15 protein-coding genes, 1 tRNA gene, 1 other RNA gene and 1 other annotated feature are annotated in these 15,386 nt (G+C 36.4%); of the genes, 13 read left to right on the top strand and 4 right to left on the bottom strand.

The window, feature by feature from the left end:
* Positions 1-291 precede the first annotated feature (291 nt).
* On the bottom strand, positions 292-1,266 hold the full coding sequence (locus tag JR050_RS03090) for a YaaC family protein (protein WP_204202055.1): 975 nt from the start codon (positions 1,264-1,266) through the stop codon (positions 292-294).
* A gap of 121 nt (positions 1,267-1,387) precedes the next feature.
* On the opposite strand from JR050_RS03090, the gene guaB reads away from it, so the two are divergent.
* The 6 genes from guaB (at position 1,388) to JR050_RS03060 (ending at position 7,757) form a co-directional block, all read left to right on the top strand.
* A complete protein-coding gene (guaB, locus tag JR050_RS03085) occupies positions 1,388-2,851 on the top strand; it encodes an IMP dehydrogenase (protein WP_204202054.1) in 1,464 nt (487 codons plus the stop codon).
* 107 nt (positions 2,852-2,958) lie between these two features.
* The gene (locus JR050_RS03080) at positions 2,959-4,281 is read left to right on the top strand and encodes a serine hydrolase (protein WP_346726699.1); all 1,323 of its coding nucleotides are present in this window, start codon (positions 2,959-2,961) and stop codon (positions 4,279-4,281) included.
* Positions 4,282-4,447: 166 nt separating this feature from the next.
* Positions 4,448-5,332, top strand: coding sequence for a pyridoxal 5'-phosphate synthase lyase subunit PdxS (gene pdxS / locus JR050_RS03075; protein WP_204202053.1), 885 nt, complete (start codon positions 4,448-4,450; stop codon positions 5,330-5,332).
* Between the two features lie 21 nt (positions 5,333-5,353).
* The gene (gene pdxT / locus JR050_RS03070) at positions 5,354-5,929 is read left to right on the top strand and encodes a pyridoxal 5'-phosphate synthase glutaminase subunit PdxT (RefSeq protein ID WP_204202052.1); all 576 of its coding nucleotides are present in this window, start codon (positions 5,354-5,356) and stop codon (positions 5,927-5,929) included.
* Between the two features lie 64 nt (positions 5,930-5,993).
* Positions 5,994-6,213, top strand: a binding site (T-box leader).
* Positions 6,214-6,275: 62 nt separating this feature from the next.
* Entirely contained in the window at positions 6,276-7,550 is a 1,275-nt protein-coding gene (gene serS, locus JR050_RS03065; protein WP_204202051.1) for a serine--tRNA ligase, read from the top strand.
* A gap of 114 nt (positions 7,551-7,664) precedes the next feature.
* Positions 7,665-7,757, top strand: a tRNA-Ser gene (locus JR050_RS03060).
* 134 nt (positions 7,758-7,891) lie between these two features.
* Here JR050_RS03060 and JR050_RS03055 read toward each other — a convergent pair.
* The 3 genes from JR050_RS03055 to JR050_RS03045 form a co-directional block, all read right to left on the bottom strand.
* Positions 7,892-8,572, bottom strand: a complete 681-nt coding sequence (locus JR050_RS03055) for a deoxynucleoside kinase (protein WP_204202050.1) — start codon at positions 8,570-8,572, stop codon at positions 7,892-7,894.
* Positions 8,569-9,207, bottom strand: a complete 639-nt coding sequence (locus JR050_RS03050) for a deoxynucleoside kinase (RefSeq protein WP_204202049.1) — start codon at positions 9,205-9,207, stop codon at positions 8,569-8,571. The genes JR050_RS03055 and JR050_RS03050 overlap by 4 nt, the downstream gene beginning before the upstream one ends.
* Positions 9,208-9,380: 173 nt before the next feature.
* Entirely contained in the window at positions 9,381-10,667 is a 1,287-nt protein-coding gene (locus JR050_RS03045; RefSeq protein ID WP_204202048.1) for a glycoside hydrolase family 18 protein, read from the bottom strand.
* 131 nt (positions 10,668-10,798) lie between these two features.
* Between JR050_RS03045 and tadA the strand changes: the two genes are divergently transcribed.
* The 7 genes from tadA to JR050_RS03010 all read left to right on the top strand — a co-directional run bounded on the left by tadA (position 10,799) and on the right by JR050_RS03010 (position 15,054).
* Entirely contained in the window at positions 10,799-11,296 is a 498-nt protein-coding gene (tadA, locus tag JR050_RS03040; RefSeq protein WP_204202047.1) for a tRNA adenosine(34) deaminase TadA, read from the top strand.
* A 91-nt stretch (positions 11,297-11,387) separates the two neighbouring features.
* Positions 11,388-11,652: signal recognition particle sRNA large type (gene ffs, locus JR050_RS03035), an RNA gene on the top strand.
* Between the two features lie 132 nt (positions 11,653-11,784).
* Entirely contained in the window at positions 11,785-13,476 is a 1,692-nt protein-coding gene (dnaX, locus tag JR050_RS03030) for a DNA polymerase III subunit gamma/tau (RefSeq protein WP_204202046.1), read from the top strand.
* Between the two features lie 31 nt (positions 13,477-13,507).
* Positions 13,508-13,831 (top strand): YbaB/EbfC family nucleoid-associated protein, encoded by a 324-nt coding sequence (locus JR050_RS03025; RefSeq protein ID WP_149221457.1) that lies wholly within the window; start codon positions 13,508-13,510, stop codon positions 13,829-13,831.
* 43 nt (positions 13,832-13,874) lie between these two features.
* Positions 13,875-14,471 (top strand): recombination mediator RecR, encoded by a 597-nt coding sequence (recR, locus tag JR050_RS03020; RefSeq protein WP_204202045.1) that lies wholly within the window; start codon positions 13,875-13,877, stop codon positions 14,469-14,471.
* A 22-nt stretch (positions 14,472-14,493) separates the two neighbouring features.
* Entirely contained in the window at positions 14,494-14,712 is a 219-nt protein-coding gene (locus JR050_RS03015) for a YaaL family protein (RefSeq protein ID WP_204202044.1), read from the top strand.
* Positions 14,713-14,790: 78 nt separating this feature from the next.
* On the top strand, positions 14,791-15,054 hold the full coding sequence (locus JR050_RS03010) for a pro-sigmaK processing inhibitor BofA family protein (RefSeq protein WP_204202043.1): 264 nt from the start codon (positions 14,791-14,793) through the stop codon (positions 15,052-15,054).
* Positions 15,055-15,386 lie beyond the last annotated feature (332 nt).

Here is a 15,386-nt window from a genome sequence, read left to right as displayed (position 1 = left end):
CCAGAGCGTACGACTGTACGTGAGGATCTGAGCGAATGAAGCTGACGAAGAGATTCGCCGCTCATTTTTATCCGAACCCGAACTCGGAAGTTATGCTCGAGCGCCGATGGTAGTTAGGACGCAAGTCCATGTAAGAGTAGGACGTTGCCAAGCAAAACAAAGTTAAAAGGTTAGCTGATTATCAGCTAACCTTTTTTTGTATTACGTAAAAGTAATAATAGAAAATACAGATTAACGATTTCCTCTATCACGTCGAATGGAATATACTCACCATGAGTGAATATGATAAGTTTATTTATTTAGACCATGAAGAAATTCAGAAATTAAATAAGGGATTTTGAATGTAGTTGTTTGTATGAACTGTTGAATAAAAGGTAAGTCTTTTGTACTTATATGTTGTAAAAGTTCACTCCACCATTCTGTTTCATAACGAGAAATCATACTTAGATTATAAAGAATTAAATAATGAATCATCATCTCTGGAAAATAACTTGTTAGTTCTCGCTCACTTGAAATTACATAGTTTCCAACTTGGTGATTAAAATAAAATGGATGGCAACTGATTGGAGTCAAATGATTCTTATCCTTAAAAGAGATAACAATATTCTTATTATCTTTATCAAACTCTATTAATGATGTCTTCTTCAAACTATCGTTCAAAAAATCCTTGAATCGTTCCTCTGTCATATGGTACTTATCGATAATATTGTATTTGAGAATATATGTGTGTTCACTTGTTTTTATTAGAGGAAATGATACATCCTCTTGATAGCTAAAATTAAATAGTGAACTTAATTCTGGTATCCTTTTCAGTAAAGAAAGCATCGTTAGTTTCTCACCGTCTAGGTGCTCCACATGGAACATTTTCTCAGCAAAGTGTGAAAATAATCCATTTTTCTGTATTTTAACTTCATCTTTTAGAAAGTCATATGATTGCTTTTTTCTTTTCCGCGTTGATACACCGTGAGCTAATACAGAAGTTGATTCAGGATACTCAGGATCGACTGTTAGAAGACAGGCTTTCACCAATTGTGTCATTCCATAAAATAAAAGAACCGGTTTTATTGAAATCGGCGCCTGTTCTGAGAGTAAATAATAGCTCTTGCCATGATCTATGTAATAGATAAAAGGGTAACAATTATTGTAGCTTTTCTTTTCCGCATCTTCTATATTATTTCGATTATATATCCTGAATAAAAACTCCTGAACATTAGCTGATGAATGAAAGGGAGTGTATGATTGCCATATCATTTGATGGTCAAACATTCAGATTTATCCCTCCAGTACTATTATTTGAATTATCAAACATCTAATTCTCTCCTTGACAGTAGTTTATCCAGTTGTTAAGCTACTAATAAATTTTTACGAGCTTAAGGGGGAAATTGGAATGTGGGAAAATAAGTTTGTTAAAGAAGGACTTACTTTTGATGATGTTTTATTAATGCCAGCAAAATCAGAGGTTTTACCGCGTGATGTAGACTTACGTACAGTTTTAACAGATAGTTTGAAATTAAACATTCCAATTATTAGTGCAGGCATGGACACTGTTACTGAAGCAGATATGGCAATTTCCATGGCAAGACAAGGTGGCCTTGGAATTATTCACAAGAATATGTCTATAGAAAAGCAAGCTGAACAGGTAGATAAGGTTAAGCGTTCTGAGAGTGGTGTGATAACAGATCCATTTTTCTTAACGCCAGATCATCAAGTTTATGATGCAGAGCACCTTATGGGAAAATACCGAATCTCAGGCGTACCAATTGTTAACAATATGGATGAACAAAAGCTCGTAGGTATTATTACAAATCGTGATCTTCGTTTTATACAAGATTTCTCTATCACGATTGCAGATGTAATGACAAAGGAAAATCTGGTCACAGCCCCCGTAGGAACAACATTAGATCAGGCAGAAAAAATCTTACAGAAATATAAAATTGAAAAACTACCTTTAGTTGATGAAGATGGGATACTAAAGGGTTTAATTACAATTAAGGATCTTGAGAAAGTGATTGAATTTCCGAATTCAGCAAAAGATAGTCAAGGTCGTCTTCTTGTTGGAGCAGCAGTCGGAGTAACAGCTGATACAATGCTAAGAGTAGAAAAGCTAATACAAGCAAATGTAGACTGTTTAGTTTTGGATACCGCTCATGGACATTCAAAGGGTGTATTAGATAAGGTTCGTGAAATTAAGACTGCATATCCATCCATTTCATTAATTGCAGGTAATGTAGCAACAGCAGAAGCGACGAGAGATTTAATTGAAGCAGGTGCTGATGTTATTAAGGTAGGTATTGGACCTGGCTCTATCTGTACTACAAGAGTCGTGGCTGGGGTTGGAGTTCCTCAAATTACGGCTATTTATGATTGCGCAACAGAAGCAAAGAAATACGGCGTCTCGATTATTGCGGACGGTGGTATTAAATACTCTGGTGATATTGTTAAAGCTCTTGCTGCTGGAGGAAACGTTGTAATGCTAGGTAGTTTATTAGCAGGTGTCTCAGAAAGCCCAGGTGAACGTGAGATCTATCAAGGTCGACAATTCAAGGTGTATCGTGGTATGGGTTCTGTTGGTGCAATGGAAAAAGGAAGTAAAGATCGTTACTTCCAAGAAAACAACCAAAAGGCTGTACCAGAGGGAATTGAAGGACGTGTACCGTACAAAGGTCCTCTAGCAGACACAATTTATCAACTTCTTGGTGGGATCAAATCAGGTATGGGGTATTGTGGTACACCTACCTTACATGATTTGAGAGAGAATTCCAGATTTGTAAAGATGAGTGGTGCAGGACTTAGAGAGAGTCACCCTCATAACATACAAATAACAAAAGAAGCTCCAAACTACTCTTTATAGTTCAAAATTCCTCTTTTTAGGAATAGACAGAGACATTCATTCTCTGTCTATTTTTTTATCTAAACGTATGATAGAATAGTAAGGTCAACTTAAGAGGAGGGGTTATAGTGAAAGAGAGAAAGAGGTCTTTCCTTTTTTATTTTTTAGTTATGTCTATTGTAGTCGCAACTTTATTTTCTGGCAGCAGAGTTTCTGCTGAGAGTGATATATTAGATATTCAAGCATATTCTGCAATTCTAGTAGATGGGGAAACAGGACTTATTCTCTACGAAAAAGAGTCTGAGACAGCAATGCCTACAGCAAGTATGACGAAAATGATGACAGAATATCTAGTATTGGAAGCTATTAACGATGGGAAAATCACATGGACTCAAGAAACAGGAATTAGTGAATACGTATATAAAATCTCCCAAAATCGTGGTCTTTCCAACGTACCACTACGTTTAGATGGTAAGTACAATGTAAAAGAACTATATGAGGCAATGGCAATCTATTCAGCAAATGGCGCAACTATTGCATTAGCTGAATTAGTAGCAGGTTCTGAAACAAACTTTGTAAAGATGATGAATGAAAAGGCTGAAGAGCTTAACTTAGAAAACTTTAAATTTGTTAATACAACAGGATTAAACAATAAAGATTTACTTGGAATGCATCCAAAAGGAACTGAAGCGGATGAGGAAAACCTTATGTCTGCAAAGGCAACAGCAAAGTTAGCATTCCACTTAATTAATGATTATCCAGAAGTATTAGAAACAGCTAGTATTCCTAAAAAGGTATTTCGAGAAGGTACTGAAGATGCTATTAATATGTCAAACTGGAACTGGATGTTACCAAGTTTAGTTTTCGCCTATGAAGGTGTAGACGGATTAAAAACAGGATCTACAGACCTGGCGGGTTACAGTTTTACAAGTACAGCTAAGAAAAACGGTGTACGTTTAATAACAGTTGTCATGAAAGCAGACTCTTATGAGAGCCGTTTTGGTGAAACAAAAAAGTTACTAGATTACGGTTTCAGTAATTTTGAAGAGCAGGAAATTGTAGCTGCTGGTTATCAAGCAAAAGGTAAGACAACAGTTGCGGTTGAAAAAGGAAAAGAGAAAACAGTTGAAATTGAATCTGCAAATCCTATTTCTTTATTAATTAAACGCGGTGAAAAGGAAAATTATAAGCCGGTTGTTAAGATTGATAAAAAGACTGTAGAAGCCCCTGTTAAAAAGGGAACAAAGATCGGTACAGTAACGGTTGAATATAAAGGAGAAGATTCACTAAGCTTCTTAACAAAGCAAGGCGAGAATTTAGTGAAAACAGATCTAATTACAACTGCTAATGTGGAAAAGGCTAATTGGTTTGTTCTTCTTATGAAAGCAATCGGTGGATTTTTCGGTGATCTATGGACTAGCAGTGCAGAAGGTATAAAAGGTCTATTTTAGTTTAAACTCCCTTTAGTAGGGAGTTTTTTCTATCTAAATAGTAGGTTTTTTTACAGTTTTAAGGTAGAATAATACAAGACAAAGTCTACATATGGAGAGTCTGTTCTAAAATATGGCTTTTCAAAAGTTTGCAAAATAATAGTCTTACATACAGGGGGTAAAAGGAATGTCACAATTAGGTACTGAACGTGTAAAGCGTGGAATGGCAGAAATGCAAAAGGGTGGCGTTATCATGGACGTTGTTAACGCTGAGCAAGCAAAAATTGCGGAAGAAGCTGGTGCTGTAGCAGTAATGGCTCTTGAGCGTGTTCCTGCTGATATTCGTGCAGCTGGTGGAGTAGCTCGTATGGCTGACCCAACAATTGTAGAAGAAGTTGTGAAGTCTGTATCTATTCCAGTAATGGCAAAAGCTCGTATTGGTCATATCGTAGAAGCTCGTGTACTAGAATCTTTAGGAGTGGACTACATTGATGAAAGTGAAGTATTAACTCCAGCTGATGAAGAGTACCATATTGATAAAAGACAGTTTACTGTACCATTTGTTTGTGGTTGCCGTGATTTAGGTGAAGCTGCTAGACGTATTGGTGAAGGTGCATCGATGTTGCGTACAAAAGGTGAGCCTGGTACTGGTAATATCGTTGAAGCGGTTCGTCACATTAGAAAAGTAAATGCTCAAATTCGTAAGTTAGTTGCGATGAGCGAAGATGAAGTAATGATGGAAGCGAAGTTACTAGGAGCTCCATTTGAACTTCTTCTAGAAATTAAGCGTTTAGGACGTCTACCAGTTGTAAACTTTGCCGCAGGTGGAGTTGCTACTCCTGCTGATGCTGCACTTATGATGCAATTAGGATCTGACGGAGTATTTGTTGGTTCTGGTATTTTCAAATCTGAAAATCCAGCGAAGTTTGCTCGTGCAATTGTTGAAGCAACAACTCACTATGAAGATTATGAGCTAATTGCTTCTTTATCAAAGGGACTTGGAACTGCGATGAAGGGTGTAGATATTTCATCATTACTACCAGAACAACGCATGCAAGAGCGCGGCTGGTAAGATAAAAGGAGCCATTAAATTATGGTTAAAATCGGCGTTTTAGGCTTACAGGGAGCTGTGAGAGAGCACGTTAAAGCTTTTGAGGCTTGCGGTGCTGAAGTAACGGTAGTAAAGCGACCAGAACAGCTTGAAGAGCTAGATGGATTAGTACTTCCTGGTGGGGAAAGTACAACCATGCGTCGCTTAATTGATAAATATGAATTTTTGGAGCCACTACGTAATTTCGCTTCTCAAGGAAAACCGATGTTTGGTACATGTGCAGGATTAATCCTACTAGCAAAAAACATAGTAGGTTATGATGAAGCACACCTAGCTGTCATGGATATGACAGTAGAACGTAATGCATTTGGCAGACAAAGAGAAAGCTTTGAGGCTAAATTAATGATTACAGGTGTAGCAGAAGATTTTGTCGGGGTATTTATACGTGCACCATACGTTGTCGAAGTAGGAGAAGAAGTTGATGTACTTTCTAAGCATAACGGAAGAATAGTTGCTGCAAGACAAGGTCAGTTTCTTGCTTGTGCATTCCATCCAGAACTAACGGATGATTACCGTTTTGCACAATACTTTGTAAATATGGTAAAAGAATCAAAATAAACGTATAAAGGCTTGAAATTGGAACAAACTTGTAGTAAATTATGAATTACTAAAATCACAATTCATGAAATCGATGATAGGAACTAGTAACAAGTATTCTTTCTCAAGAGAGTCGGTGGTTGGTGCAAACCGATGTTAGACACTTGTGAATCCATCCTAGAGTGAAATATCGAACAGTAATCAGTAGATATTTCCGGCATTCTGCCGTTACGGAGATCCAAGAGGAAGATAACTTTTGTTATTTTCAATTAGGGTGGCAACGCGGGTTAACTCTCGTCCCTTTATATAGGGACGGGAGTTTTTTGTATTTTCAAGGTATTATTAAAAGGTTATGGAGGATGGAGACATGTTAGATTTAAAACATTTACGTGCAAATTTTGAAGAAGTAAAAGAAAAGCTTAAATTCCGTGGTGAAGATCTAACGGATTTAGGGAAATTTGAAGACTTAGATGTAAAAAGAAGAACATTAATTACAGAAGCGGAAGAGTTAAAAAGCAAACGTAATGAAGTGTCTCAACAAATTTCTGTTTTAAAAAGAGAAAAGAAAGATGCTGATAGCCTTATAACAGAGATGAGAGAAGTAGGCGATCGAATTAAAGTATTAGATGATGAATTACGTGCTGTTGAGCAGGAATTAGAAATGTTATTATTATCTATTCCTAACATTCCGCATGAAAGTGTTCCTATCGGTGAAACAGAGGATGATAATATTACAGTTAAAGAGTGGGGAGAGTTACCACAATTCTCTTTTGAACCTAAGCCACACTGGGATGTTGCCACAAGTTTAGGTATTCTCGATTTTGAACGTGCGAGCAAAGTGACTGGGAGTCGTTTCGTATTTTACAAAGGGCTTGGTGCTCGTTTAGAACGTGCATTACTAAATTTTATGTTAGATCTTCATATTGAAGAGCACGGATATGAAGAGGTGATTCCACCGTTTATCGTAAATCGTGATAGCATGACAGGTACGGGTCAACTACCGAAATTTGAAGAAGATGCTTTTAAAATTGTCGGAGAAGATTATTTCTTAATTCCAACATCAGAAGTACCGGTTACAAATTATCATCGGGATGAAATTTTAACCGGTGAACAATTGCCAATAGGTTACGCTGCCTTTAGTGCATGTTTCCGTTCTGAAGCGGGGTCTGCTGGACGTGATACAAGAGGTTTAATAAGACAACATCAATTCAATAAAGTTGAGTTAGTGCGTTTTGTTAAACCAGAAGAATCTTATGAAGAACTAGAAAAACTAACAGGTCATGCTGAAAAGGTACTGCAATTATTAGAACTACCTTATCGTGTGTTAAGCATGTGTACAGCTGATTTAGGTTTCACTGCAGCGAAAAAGTATGATATTGAAGTTTGGATTCCAAGCTATAACACGTACCGTGAAATTTCTTCTTGTAGTAATTTTGAAGCTTTCCAAGCAAGACGTGCAAATATCAGATTCCGAAGAGAGCCAAATGCGAAGCCAGAGCATGTGCATACATTAAACGGATCTGGATTAGCCATTGGAAGAACAGTTGCAGCTATCTTAGAAAATTACCAACAAGAGGATGGAACAGTTGTTATTCCAAAAGTATTGCGTCCATATATGGGTAATAAAGAAATAATTGGGTAATATTAAAGGGGGAGATTTTTCTCCCTTTTATATGTTAATAAACAACTTTTAAAAAAATTATAATTGATATTGACAACCATATTTAGTTTTTGTTATATTATTAATTGTCGATACGGAGGAATACCCAAGTCCGGCTGAAGGGATCGGTCTTGAAAACCGACAGGCGGGTTAAACCGCGCGGGGGTTCGAATCCCTCTTCCTCCGCCATTTTATCGATCTTAATTAGCGCATAATTAATTGGAGAATGTCAGGCACATTACTTAGGTAATGTGCTTTTTTATATATTATTTAGAAGTAGATATAATAAAAAGCATACCCATTTTTGGTATGCTTTACATTTTTTATAGCTTCACTGGAGTTTTAATTCTTCTTGTCTGTTCCATAAAGTGACCAATTTTTTGAATGATTGGTTCAATAGAACTCTCATCTGCCATAATATCATATTCATTTATGTTAAGACGTAATACTGGACACGCACTAAAGTTATTAATCCATTCTTCATAACGTCCATGCATTTCTTGCCAATATTCAACTGGTGTTTGTTGCTCCATCGGTCTGCCACGAAGCTTAATACGATCTAAAATATCATCTAAGCTACCTTCTAGATAAATCAGTAAGTTTGGATGTGGAAAGTATGGAGTCATTACCATGGCTTCAAATAGGCTAGTATAGGTTTCGTAATCAACACCTGTCATCGTGCCCTTATCAAAGTGCATTTTGGCAAAGATGCCTGTGTCTTCATAAATAGAGCGGTCTTGAATAAAGCCACCACCATATTCAAAGATTTTCTTTTGTTCCTTAAAGCGTTCAGCAAGGAAATAGATTTGTAAGTGGAAGCTCCATCTTTCAAAATCCATATAAAACTTATCTAAATAAGGATTCGTATCAACCTTCTCAAAAGACGTTCTAAAACCAAGTGCATTTGCTAATGAATTTGTCATCGTAGATTTTCCTACACCTACTGTACCAGCAATCGTAATGACAGCATCACTTGGAATTCCGTATTTTTCTCTTAAGTTCATAAAACTGCTCTCCCTTTTACTGTTAGTTCAACTGTCGAAAGAATATTCTCTAAATCTTCTTTGTTCATAACAAAATCCAGGTCATCACCATTAAAGGTTAAAATAGGGATATGGGGATTTGCTAACTTGAAGTATTCCATCGCACGATCGTAGTCTTCTAGTAGTTGCTGCAAATAAGAAGCACTCATTTGTTTTTCTATCTCACGGCCACGTTTAGCAACACGATATAAAAGAGTATCTAAATTAGCACGTAAATATATAATGACATTTGGAGTAGGCATATCTCTCGTTAAAATATCATAAATTTGTTGATACTTTTGAAATTGATAATCGTTCAATGTACGTTCAGCGAAGATAATATTCTTCATAATGTGATAGTCTGCTACAACCGGTTGGCTTTGGCTTAAAAATTTTGTATGAATATCTTCTAGCTGTTTGTATCGATTACATAGGAAAAACATTTCAGTTTGGAAGCTCCATTCTTCAATATCTGTATAAAACTTACCTAGGAATGGATTCTCTTCAACAATCTCTTTTAAGAGATGATATTGAAATCGATTAGCAATTTCTTTAGCGAGTGAGGTTTTTCCAACACCAATGGGACCCTCTACTGTAATAAATGGTGTTTGATTCATTGTACATCCTCCTTAACTCCCTAAAAAATATATTCTATTTTATAAGACAGAATGCCACTCATTTCGGCAAAATAGAACAATATTTTTAACAGGCAAAATCTATTTTAACATAGACTTTCCAAGAGTTGGTGAAAAATAAAAAATCCTACTTTTGGAAAGTAGGATTTTTATCATTACCGTTTTACAACATTAAAATTTTCATTTATAAGAAGCCAATTTTGAGGGAAGGGAAGGCCGAGTTTCCAATAACTAATACCACGTAAGCCTAATTCTTTAATAAGATCGAACTTTGCTTGTATAGATCTCGCATCTTCAAACCACACTTTATGTTCTTTTCCCTCTTGATCTGTATAATTAAAGTGAGGTGCCTGGGCTTTATAATCATATTGAATAGCTACATTATTTTCGGCAGCTATTTCAATTGCACGTTGTGGGCTTACTGCTTTTGCATATTGACCACCAGCAACATATGGCAACGTCCAATCATACCCATAGAGATTTTGCCCCATCATTATTTTTGAACCTGGCATCTCTGTTAATGCATATTCTAGTACTTCACGTACTGGACCAATTGGTGATACTGGCATAGCGGGTCCTCCGCTATAACCCCATTCATACGTCATAATGACAACAAAGTCTACAATCTCACCATGTGCCTTATAATCATGAGCTTCATACCATTTTCCTTTTTGAGTAGCACTTGTTTTTGGAGCGAGTGCTGTAGACATTAAATATCCTTCTGCACTTAAGCGATTTTTTGCTTTACGGAGGAAAGCGTTATATCGTTCCCGATCCTCTGGGCGTAAATACTCCATATCAAAATGAATATCTCTAAAATTATACTTTTTAGCTGTCGTAATAATGTTTGTTAGCAATGTATTCTGCAAGTCATCGTTCGTTAAAATGATTCTTCCTAGTTCGTCACTAAATTGACCACTTTCAAGATTCGTTACTACCATCATTAGTGTTACGCCATTTTGAGTTGCAATTGTTGGAAAGTTGTTTAATAAAGGTTCCTTTAATGAACCATCACGTTGAATTTGAAAACTAAATGGAGCTAAATAGGTTAAATAAGGTGCAGCATCCCGGGCTGCGTTTTCTATTTCTGGACTTACAGCATTGCCAAGTGGTTCTACATACGCATTAATTTCTGCATTCCTTTTAGGTAGTGGTGGAATATATAAACGTGTTCCAACTCCTAAAGGTTGAGTCGCAGGGATACGGTTTATTTGAGCTAGACGTTGATAAGATATCCCAAAACGATTGGCAATGGACCAAAGGCTATCTCCTGGTCTCACCCAATAAAATCGGCCAATGATTGGAATGACCAATGTTTGACCTACTACGAGACTCGCAGATTCTGAAAGCTCGTTTGCTTCTACAATATCATCAACCGTTGATCCGTAGGCAGATGCTATACCATAAAGTGATTGCCCTTTTTGGACAACATGTATTTGCATTGTCTAACCTCCTTTGTTAAAAATCACCAGTATTATGTTTATTTTCAAATCTGATTAGAAATGCTACATTTCAGATATTTGCATCATTTTTTTGCTATACTGTCTTTAATATTAATGAAGGGGTTTTTTTATTGACGTATGAATTAGATCAATATTTTATGTCGCTTGCTATAGGTGAGGCAAAAAAAGCTGAATTAATGGGTGAAGTTCCAATCGGTGCAGTTTTAGTAAAGGACAATAAAGTGATTTCTTCTGCCTATAATCTTAGGGAAACTGAGCAGCGTGCCATCGCTCATGCTGAAATGCTAGTTATTGACCAAGCTTGTCAAAAGCTAGGAACATGGCGTCTAGAGGAGACAACTTTATATGTAACACTTGAGCCTTGTCCGATGTGCTCTGGTGGAATTGTCTTATCACGTATACAAAGGGTCGTTTACGGAGCAAGTGACCCTAAAGGTGGTTGCGCAGGAACACTTATGAATTTACTAGATGAACCAAGATTTAACCACCAAGCAGAAGTAAACTCAGGTATTTTAGAAGAAGAATGTGCATCATTACTCACTAATTTCTTTAAACAGTTACGTGATAAAAAGAAGGAAGTAAAGAAGATTTTAAAAGAAAACCAATAATTTACAAGGCAATTCCGTTGCATTTTTAGTCCAAACATTATATACTTGGTTATGCGTCAGTGAGGCGCACATAACTTTGGTATCAATTTTGCCGTGCTAAGCGGGGAGGTAGCGGTGCCCTGTACTCGCAATCCGCTCGAGCGAGGCCGAATTCCTTTTAGAGGTTTATCTATTGTAGGGTCTGCCCTTAGTAAGTGGTGTTGACGTCCGGGTCCTGCGCAACGGGATCCCACGAACCCTGTCAGGTCCGGAAGGAAGCAGCAGTAAGTGGACAATCTCGTGTGCCGCGGGGTCGCCTGGACCGAGCTAACTGCTAAGGTAACGCCTATGATAGTAAATCGACGAAAGGTGCACGGTAGTTTATACTTATAACAAAACTCATGAGGGAATTCCCTTATGAGTTTTTTTGTGTGTAAATATCTTTGTAATAGAAAAGAAAGATACGTTATAATAAAAAAGGATTAATGGTGAAGGAGGGTACTTTATTTATGGCATATCAAGCATTATACCGAGTCTGGAGACCACAAAGTTTCCAAGATGTAGTCGGACAAGAGCATATTACAAGAACTTTAAAAAATGCCCTTCTTCAAGAAAAGATTTCTCACGCCTATTTATTTTCTGGACCACGAGGTACTGGGAAAACGAGTGCTGCAAAAATTATTGCAAAAGCCATCAACTGTGAAAGAGCACCAGTTAGTGAACCATGTAATGAGTGTGAAGCCTGTAAATCAATTACGAACGGGTCAAATCCTGATGTACTTGAAATTGATGCTGCATCGAACAACGGAGTAGACGAAATTCGAGACATTCGTGACAAAGTGAAATTTGCTCCAAGCACTGTTCGTTACAAAGTCTATATCATTGATGAAGTACATATGTTATCTATTGGAGCCTTCAATGCATTATTAAAAACGCTAGAAGAACCACCAAGCCATGTTATATTTATTCTGGCAACAACGGAACCACACAAGATACCGTTAACCATCATTTCAAGGTGTCAACGTTTTGATTTTAAACGGATATCTGCTAACTCAATTGTGGGTCGAATGCAGACAATTATTCATGAACAGCAAGTTAACATCGATGATGAAGCACTTTATTCCATTGCAAGAGCTGCAGATGGCGGAATGAGAGATGCACTAAGTATTTTAGATCAAGCCATTGCGCTAAGTGACGATGAAGTGTCGTTAGAGAACGTTTTATTAATAACAGGCTCTGTATCACAGCAATTTCTAACAATACTAGTCAAAGCCATTCATGAACAACAGGTTGCGGTAGGATTAAAAGCATTAGATGACTTAATGAATGAAGGTAAAGACCCAAAGCGGTTTATAGAAGATATTATTTATTTTTACCGAGACATGTTGTTGTATAAATCTTCTGGTGGTCTAGAAGATATAATGGTTAGAGTGACGATTGATGATGAATTTAAGGAACTAGCTGAAGTAATTCTGCCTGAGAGAATATATGAAGTAATTGATTTACTTAATAAAACCCAACAAGAGATGAAATGGACAAACCATCCGAAGATATTACTTGAAATCGGAATTGTTCAATTATGTCAGCAACAATCATCAACATCTTCAGTTCAATTAGAGCCATTACTTCAAAAGATTAGAAATTTAGAAGTGGAGATGAAAAATCTCAAAGAGAATGGAATTGTGGTTAAAGAGCGACAAGGCACCTCAACTCCAAAAGAGACAAAAGCACCCAAAAATAATAAAGGTGCATATAAAATACCAACAGGTAGAATAAGTGAAGTATTAAAACAAGCAACGAAACCTAATCTATCTTTAATAAAGAATAACTGGGGTACTATGTTAGATAAACTTAAGCAACAAAATAAAGTATCACATGCTGCTTTATTAAGTGAAAGTGAACCTGTTGCTGCATCTGATCAGGCCTTTATCTTAGCATTTAAATTTGAAATCCATTGTAAGATGGCAGCTGAAAATACAAATAATGTGAGAGATAACTTAGAGGGTATTATTCAAGAGCTTACAGGAAAGCATTATGAGATGGTAGCCATTCCTGATTCAGAATGGGGTAAAATAAGGGAAGAGTTTGTTCGTGGGCAACGTAACGAGAATGAGGAGAAGCAGGAACAAGCTGATAATCCCCTAATTTCAGAAGCAGTGAAATTAGTAGGTACAGAGCTCATTGAAATAATAGAAGAATAAAAACATCAAATATACATTGGAGGTAATCACTATGCGTGGTGGAATGGGAAACATGGGTAATATGATGAAGCAAATGCAAAAAATGCAAAAACAAATGGCAAAGGCTCAAGAAGAATTAGGTGAACAACGTATTGAAGGAACAGCAGGTGGCGGTATGGTAACTGTTATTGCTAGTGGACATAAGGAAATCTTAGAAGTTGTTATTAAAGAAGAGGTTGTAGATCCAGAAGACATTGAAATGCTTCAAGACCTAGTATTAGCTGCAACAAATGATGCATTAAGAAAAGTAGACGAACTTACAAATCAAACAATGGGGCAATTTACTAAAGGATTAAACATGCCTGGAATGTTTTAATGTTTGTTAGTCTGTCTGTTATATAGACAGGAGGAAGTAAACTATGCATTATCCAGAACCAATATCAAAGCTGATTGAAAGTTTTATGAAATTGCCAGGTATCGGACCGAAAACTGCTGTCCGTCTGGCTTTTTTCGTATTAAATATGAGAGAAGAAGACGTATTAGAGTTTGGAAAGAGTCTCGTGAATGCTAAACGAAATTTAACACACTGTTCAATTTGTGGGCATATTACCGATAAGGACCCTTGCCAAATTTGTGAGGATCAATCACGAAATCAGTCCATTATATGTGTCGTTCAAGATCCAAAAGATGTAATAGCGATGGAAAAAATGCGTGATTATAATGGCAATTACCACGTGTTACATGGTGCAATATCACCGATGGACGGAATAGGACCAGAAGATATTAATATCTCCACACTATTAAAAAGGCTACAAGATGATACAGTACAAGAGGTTATTTTAGCGACAAATCCAAATATTGAAGGTGAAGCAACCGCAATGTATATCTCTAGGTTACTAAAACCAACAGGAATAAAGATAACAAGGATTGCACACGGACTTCCAGTTGGAGGAGACTTAGAATACGCAGACGAAGTAACTTTATCTAAAGCTTTAGAAGGTCGAAGAGAATTATAACTTTAAAAATGGGAGGCTTTTCATGTTCTTTAAACGTAAAGGTAAACTTAGAAGAGAATTTAATGAACAGCTCTTACAAACATTAGAAGTTAGTAAAAATGACTGGATGAAACAAAAAGAAATCATTAATAAATGTGTAGAACCATCAGAAGAAGTAGTAGCAAGTATGAAGGTAGCAGAAGCAAAGTATTTCTTTTTAATAAGAGAAGCAAAACATAGAAAGGTTTCTGTAAAGGGTTAATATCTTAAGTTCTTTTTTCTAAATCTACTCATATGCATGTTATAAGAGAAGGCATGTACATATGGAGGTGGAGTAGAAATGGAACCGACCATTATACTATCAATATTAGGTGGTATTATTGTAGTTCTTTTATTAGTCGGAGCACCGATGAAACCAATTCATTTTTTAGGACAAGGATTAATCAAGATTATGATAGGTGCATTATTACTATTCTTTTTAAATGCATTTGGAACATCGTTTGATCTACATGTTCCCATTAATTTAGTTACATCATCTGTCTCAGGATTTTTAGGTTTACCAGGGCTATTAGCCTTAGTAGTCATTCAAAAGTATATTCTTTAAGAAAAACAAATGGTCTACCATTTGTTTTTCATTTGTTATTTATTCAGTTACCATCCACCATGTTGAATACAGATCAACAAGATAACTAAAAACTAGTTATCGAATGAGAACATACAAAGATGTTGACAGTAGTAAAATTAATATGATAATATTACAAAGTCGCTTAACGAACTAAGTTGTTCAAACGACATAAATAAATTTAATATTGACTTCTCATTATGAGATGTGATATATTATTAAAGTCGCTTCTAGGCGATAGCAGTTCTTTGAAAACTAAACAAAACGTCAAGCGTGTTGGTTTCTAACCAACGCAAAATTTTTAAAAACTATCT

Source organism: Bacillus suaedaesalsae (assembly GCF_016890225.1).
GTDB classification, from domain to species: domain Bacteria; phylum Bacillota; class Bacilli; order Bacillales; family SA4; genus Bacillus_BS; species Bacillus_BS suaedaesalsae.
Note: the sequence above shows the minus strand (reverse complement) of the source record. Positions and strands in the feature narration are given on the sequence as shown.

Coding starts and splice junctions, on each gene's coding strand:
- pdxT (WP_204202052.1), top strand. CDS start 5,354: ATGGTTAAAATCGGCGTTTTAGGCTTACAGGGAGCTGTGAGAGAGCAC.
- guaB (WP_204202054.1), top strand. CDS start 1,388: ATGTGGGAAAATAAGTTTGTTAAAGAAGGACTTACTTTTGATGATGTT.
- recR (WP_204202045.1), top strand. CDS start 13,875: ATGCATTATCCAGAACCAATATCAAAGCTGATTGAAAGTTTTATGAAA.
- JR050_RS03050 (WP_204202049.1), bottom strand. CDS start 9,207: ATGAATCAAACACCATTTATTACAGTAGAGGGTCCCATTGGTGTTGGA.
- JR050_RS03045 (WP_204202048.1), bottom strand. CDS start 10,667: ATGCAAATACATGTTGTCCAAAAAGGGCAATCACTTTATGGTATAGCA.
- JR050_RS03090 (WP_204202055.1), bottom strand. CDS start 1,266: ATGTTTGACCATCAAATGATATGGCAATCATACACTCCCTTTCATTCA.
- serS (WP_204202051.1), top strand. CDS start 6,276: ATGTTAGATTTAAAACATTTACGTGCAAATTTTGAAGAAGTAAAAGAA.
- JR050_RS03055 (WP_204202050.1), bottom strand. CDS start 8,572: ATGAACTTAAGAGAAAAATACGGAATTCCAAGTGATGCTGTCATTACG.
- JR050_RS03010 (WP_204202043.1), top strand. CDS start 14,791: ATGGAACCGACCATTATACTATCAATATTAGGTGGTATTATTGTAGTT.
- pdxS (WP_204202053.1), top strand. CDS start 4,448: ATGTCACAATTAGGTACTGAACGTGTAAAGCGTGGAATGGCAGAAATG.
- JR050_RS03025 (WP_149221457.1), top strand. CDS start 13,508: ATGCGTGGTGGAATGGGAAACATGGGTAATATGATGAAGCAAATGCAA.
- JR050_RS03015 (WP_204202044.1), top strand. CDS start 14,494: ATGTTCTTTAAACGTAAAGGTAAACTTAGAAGAGAATTTAATGAACAG.
- dnaX (WP_204202046.1), top strand. CDS start 11,785: ATGGCATATCAAGCATTATACCGAGTCTGGAGACCACAAAGTTTCCAA.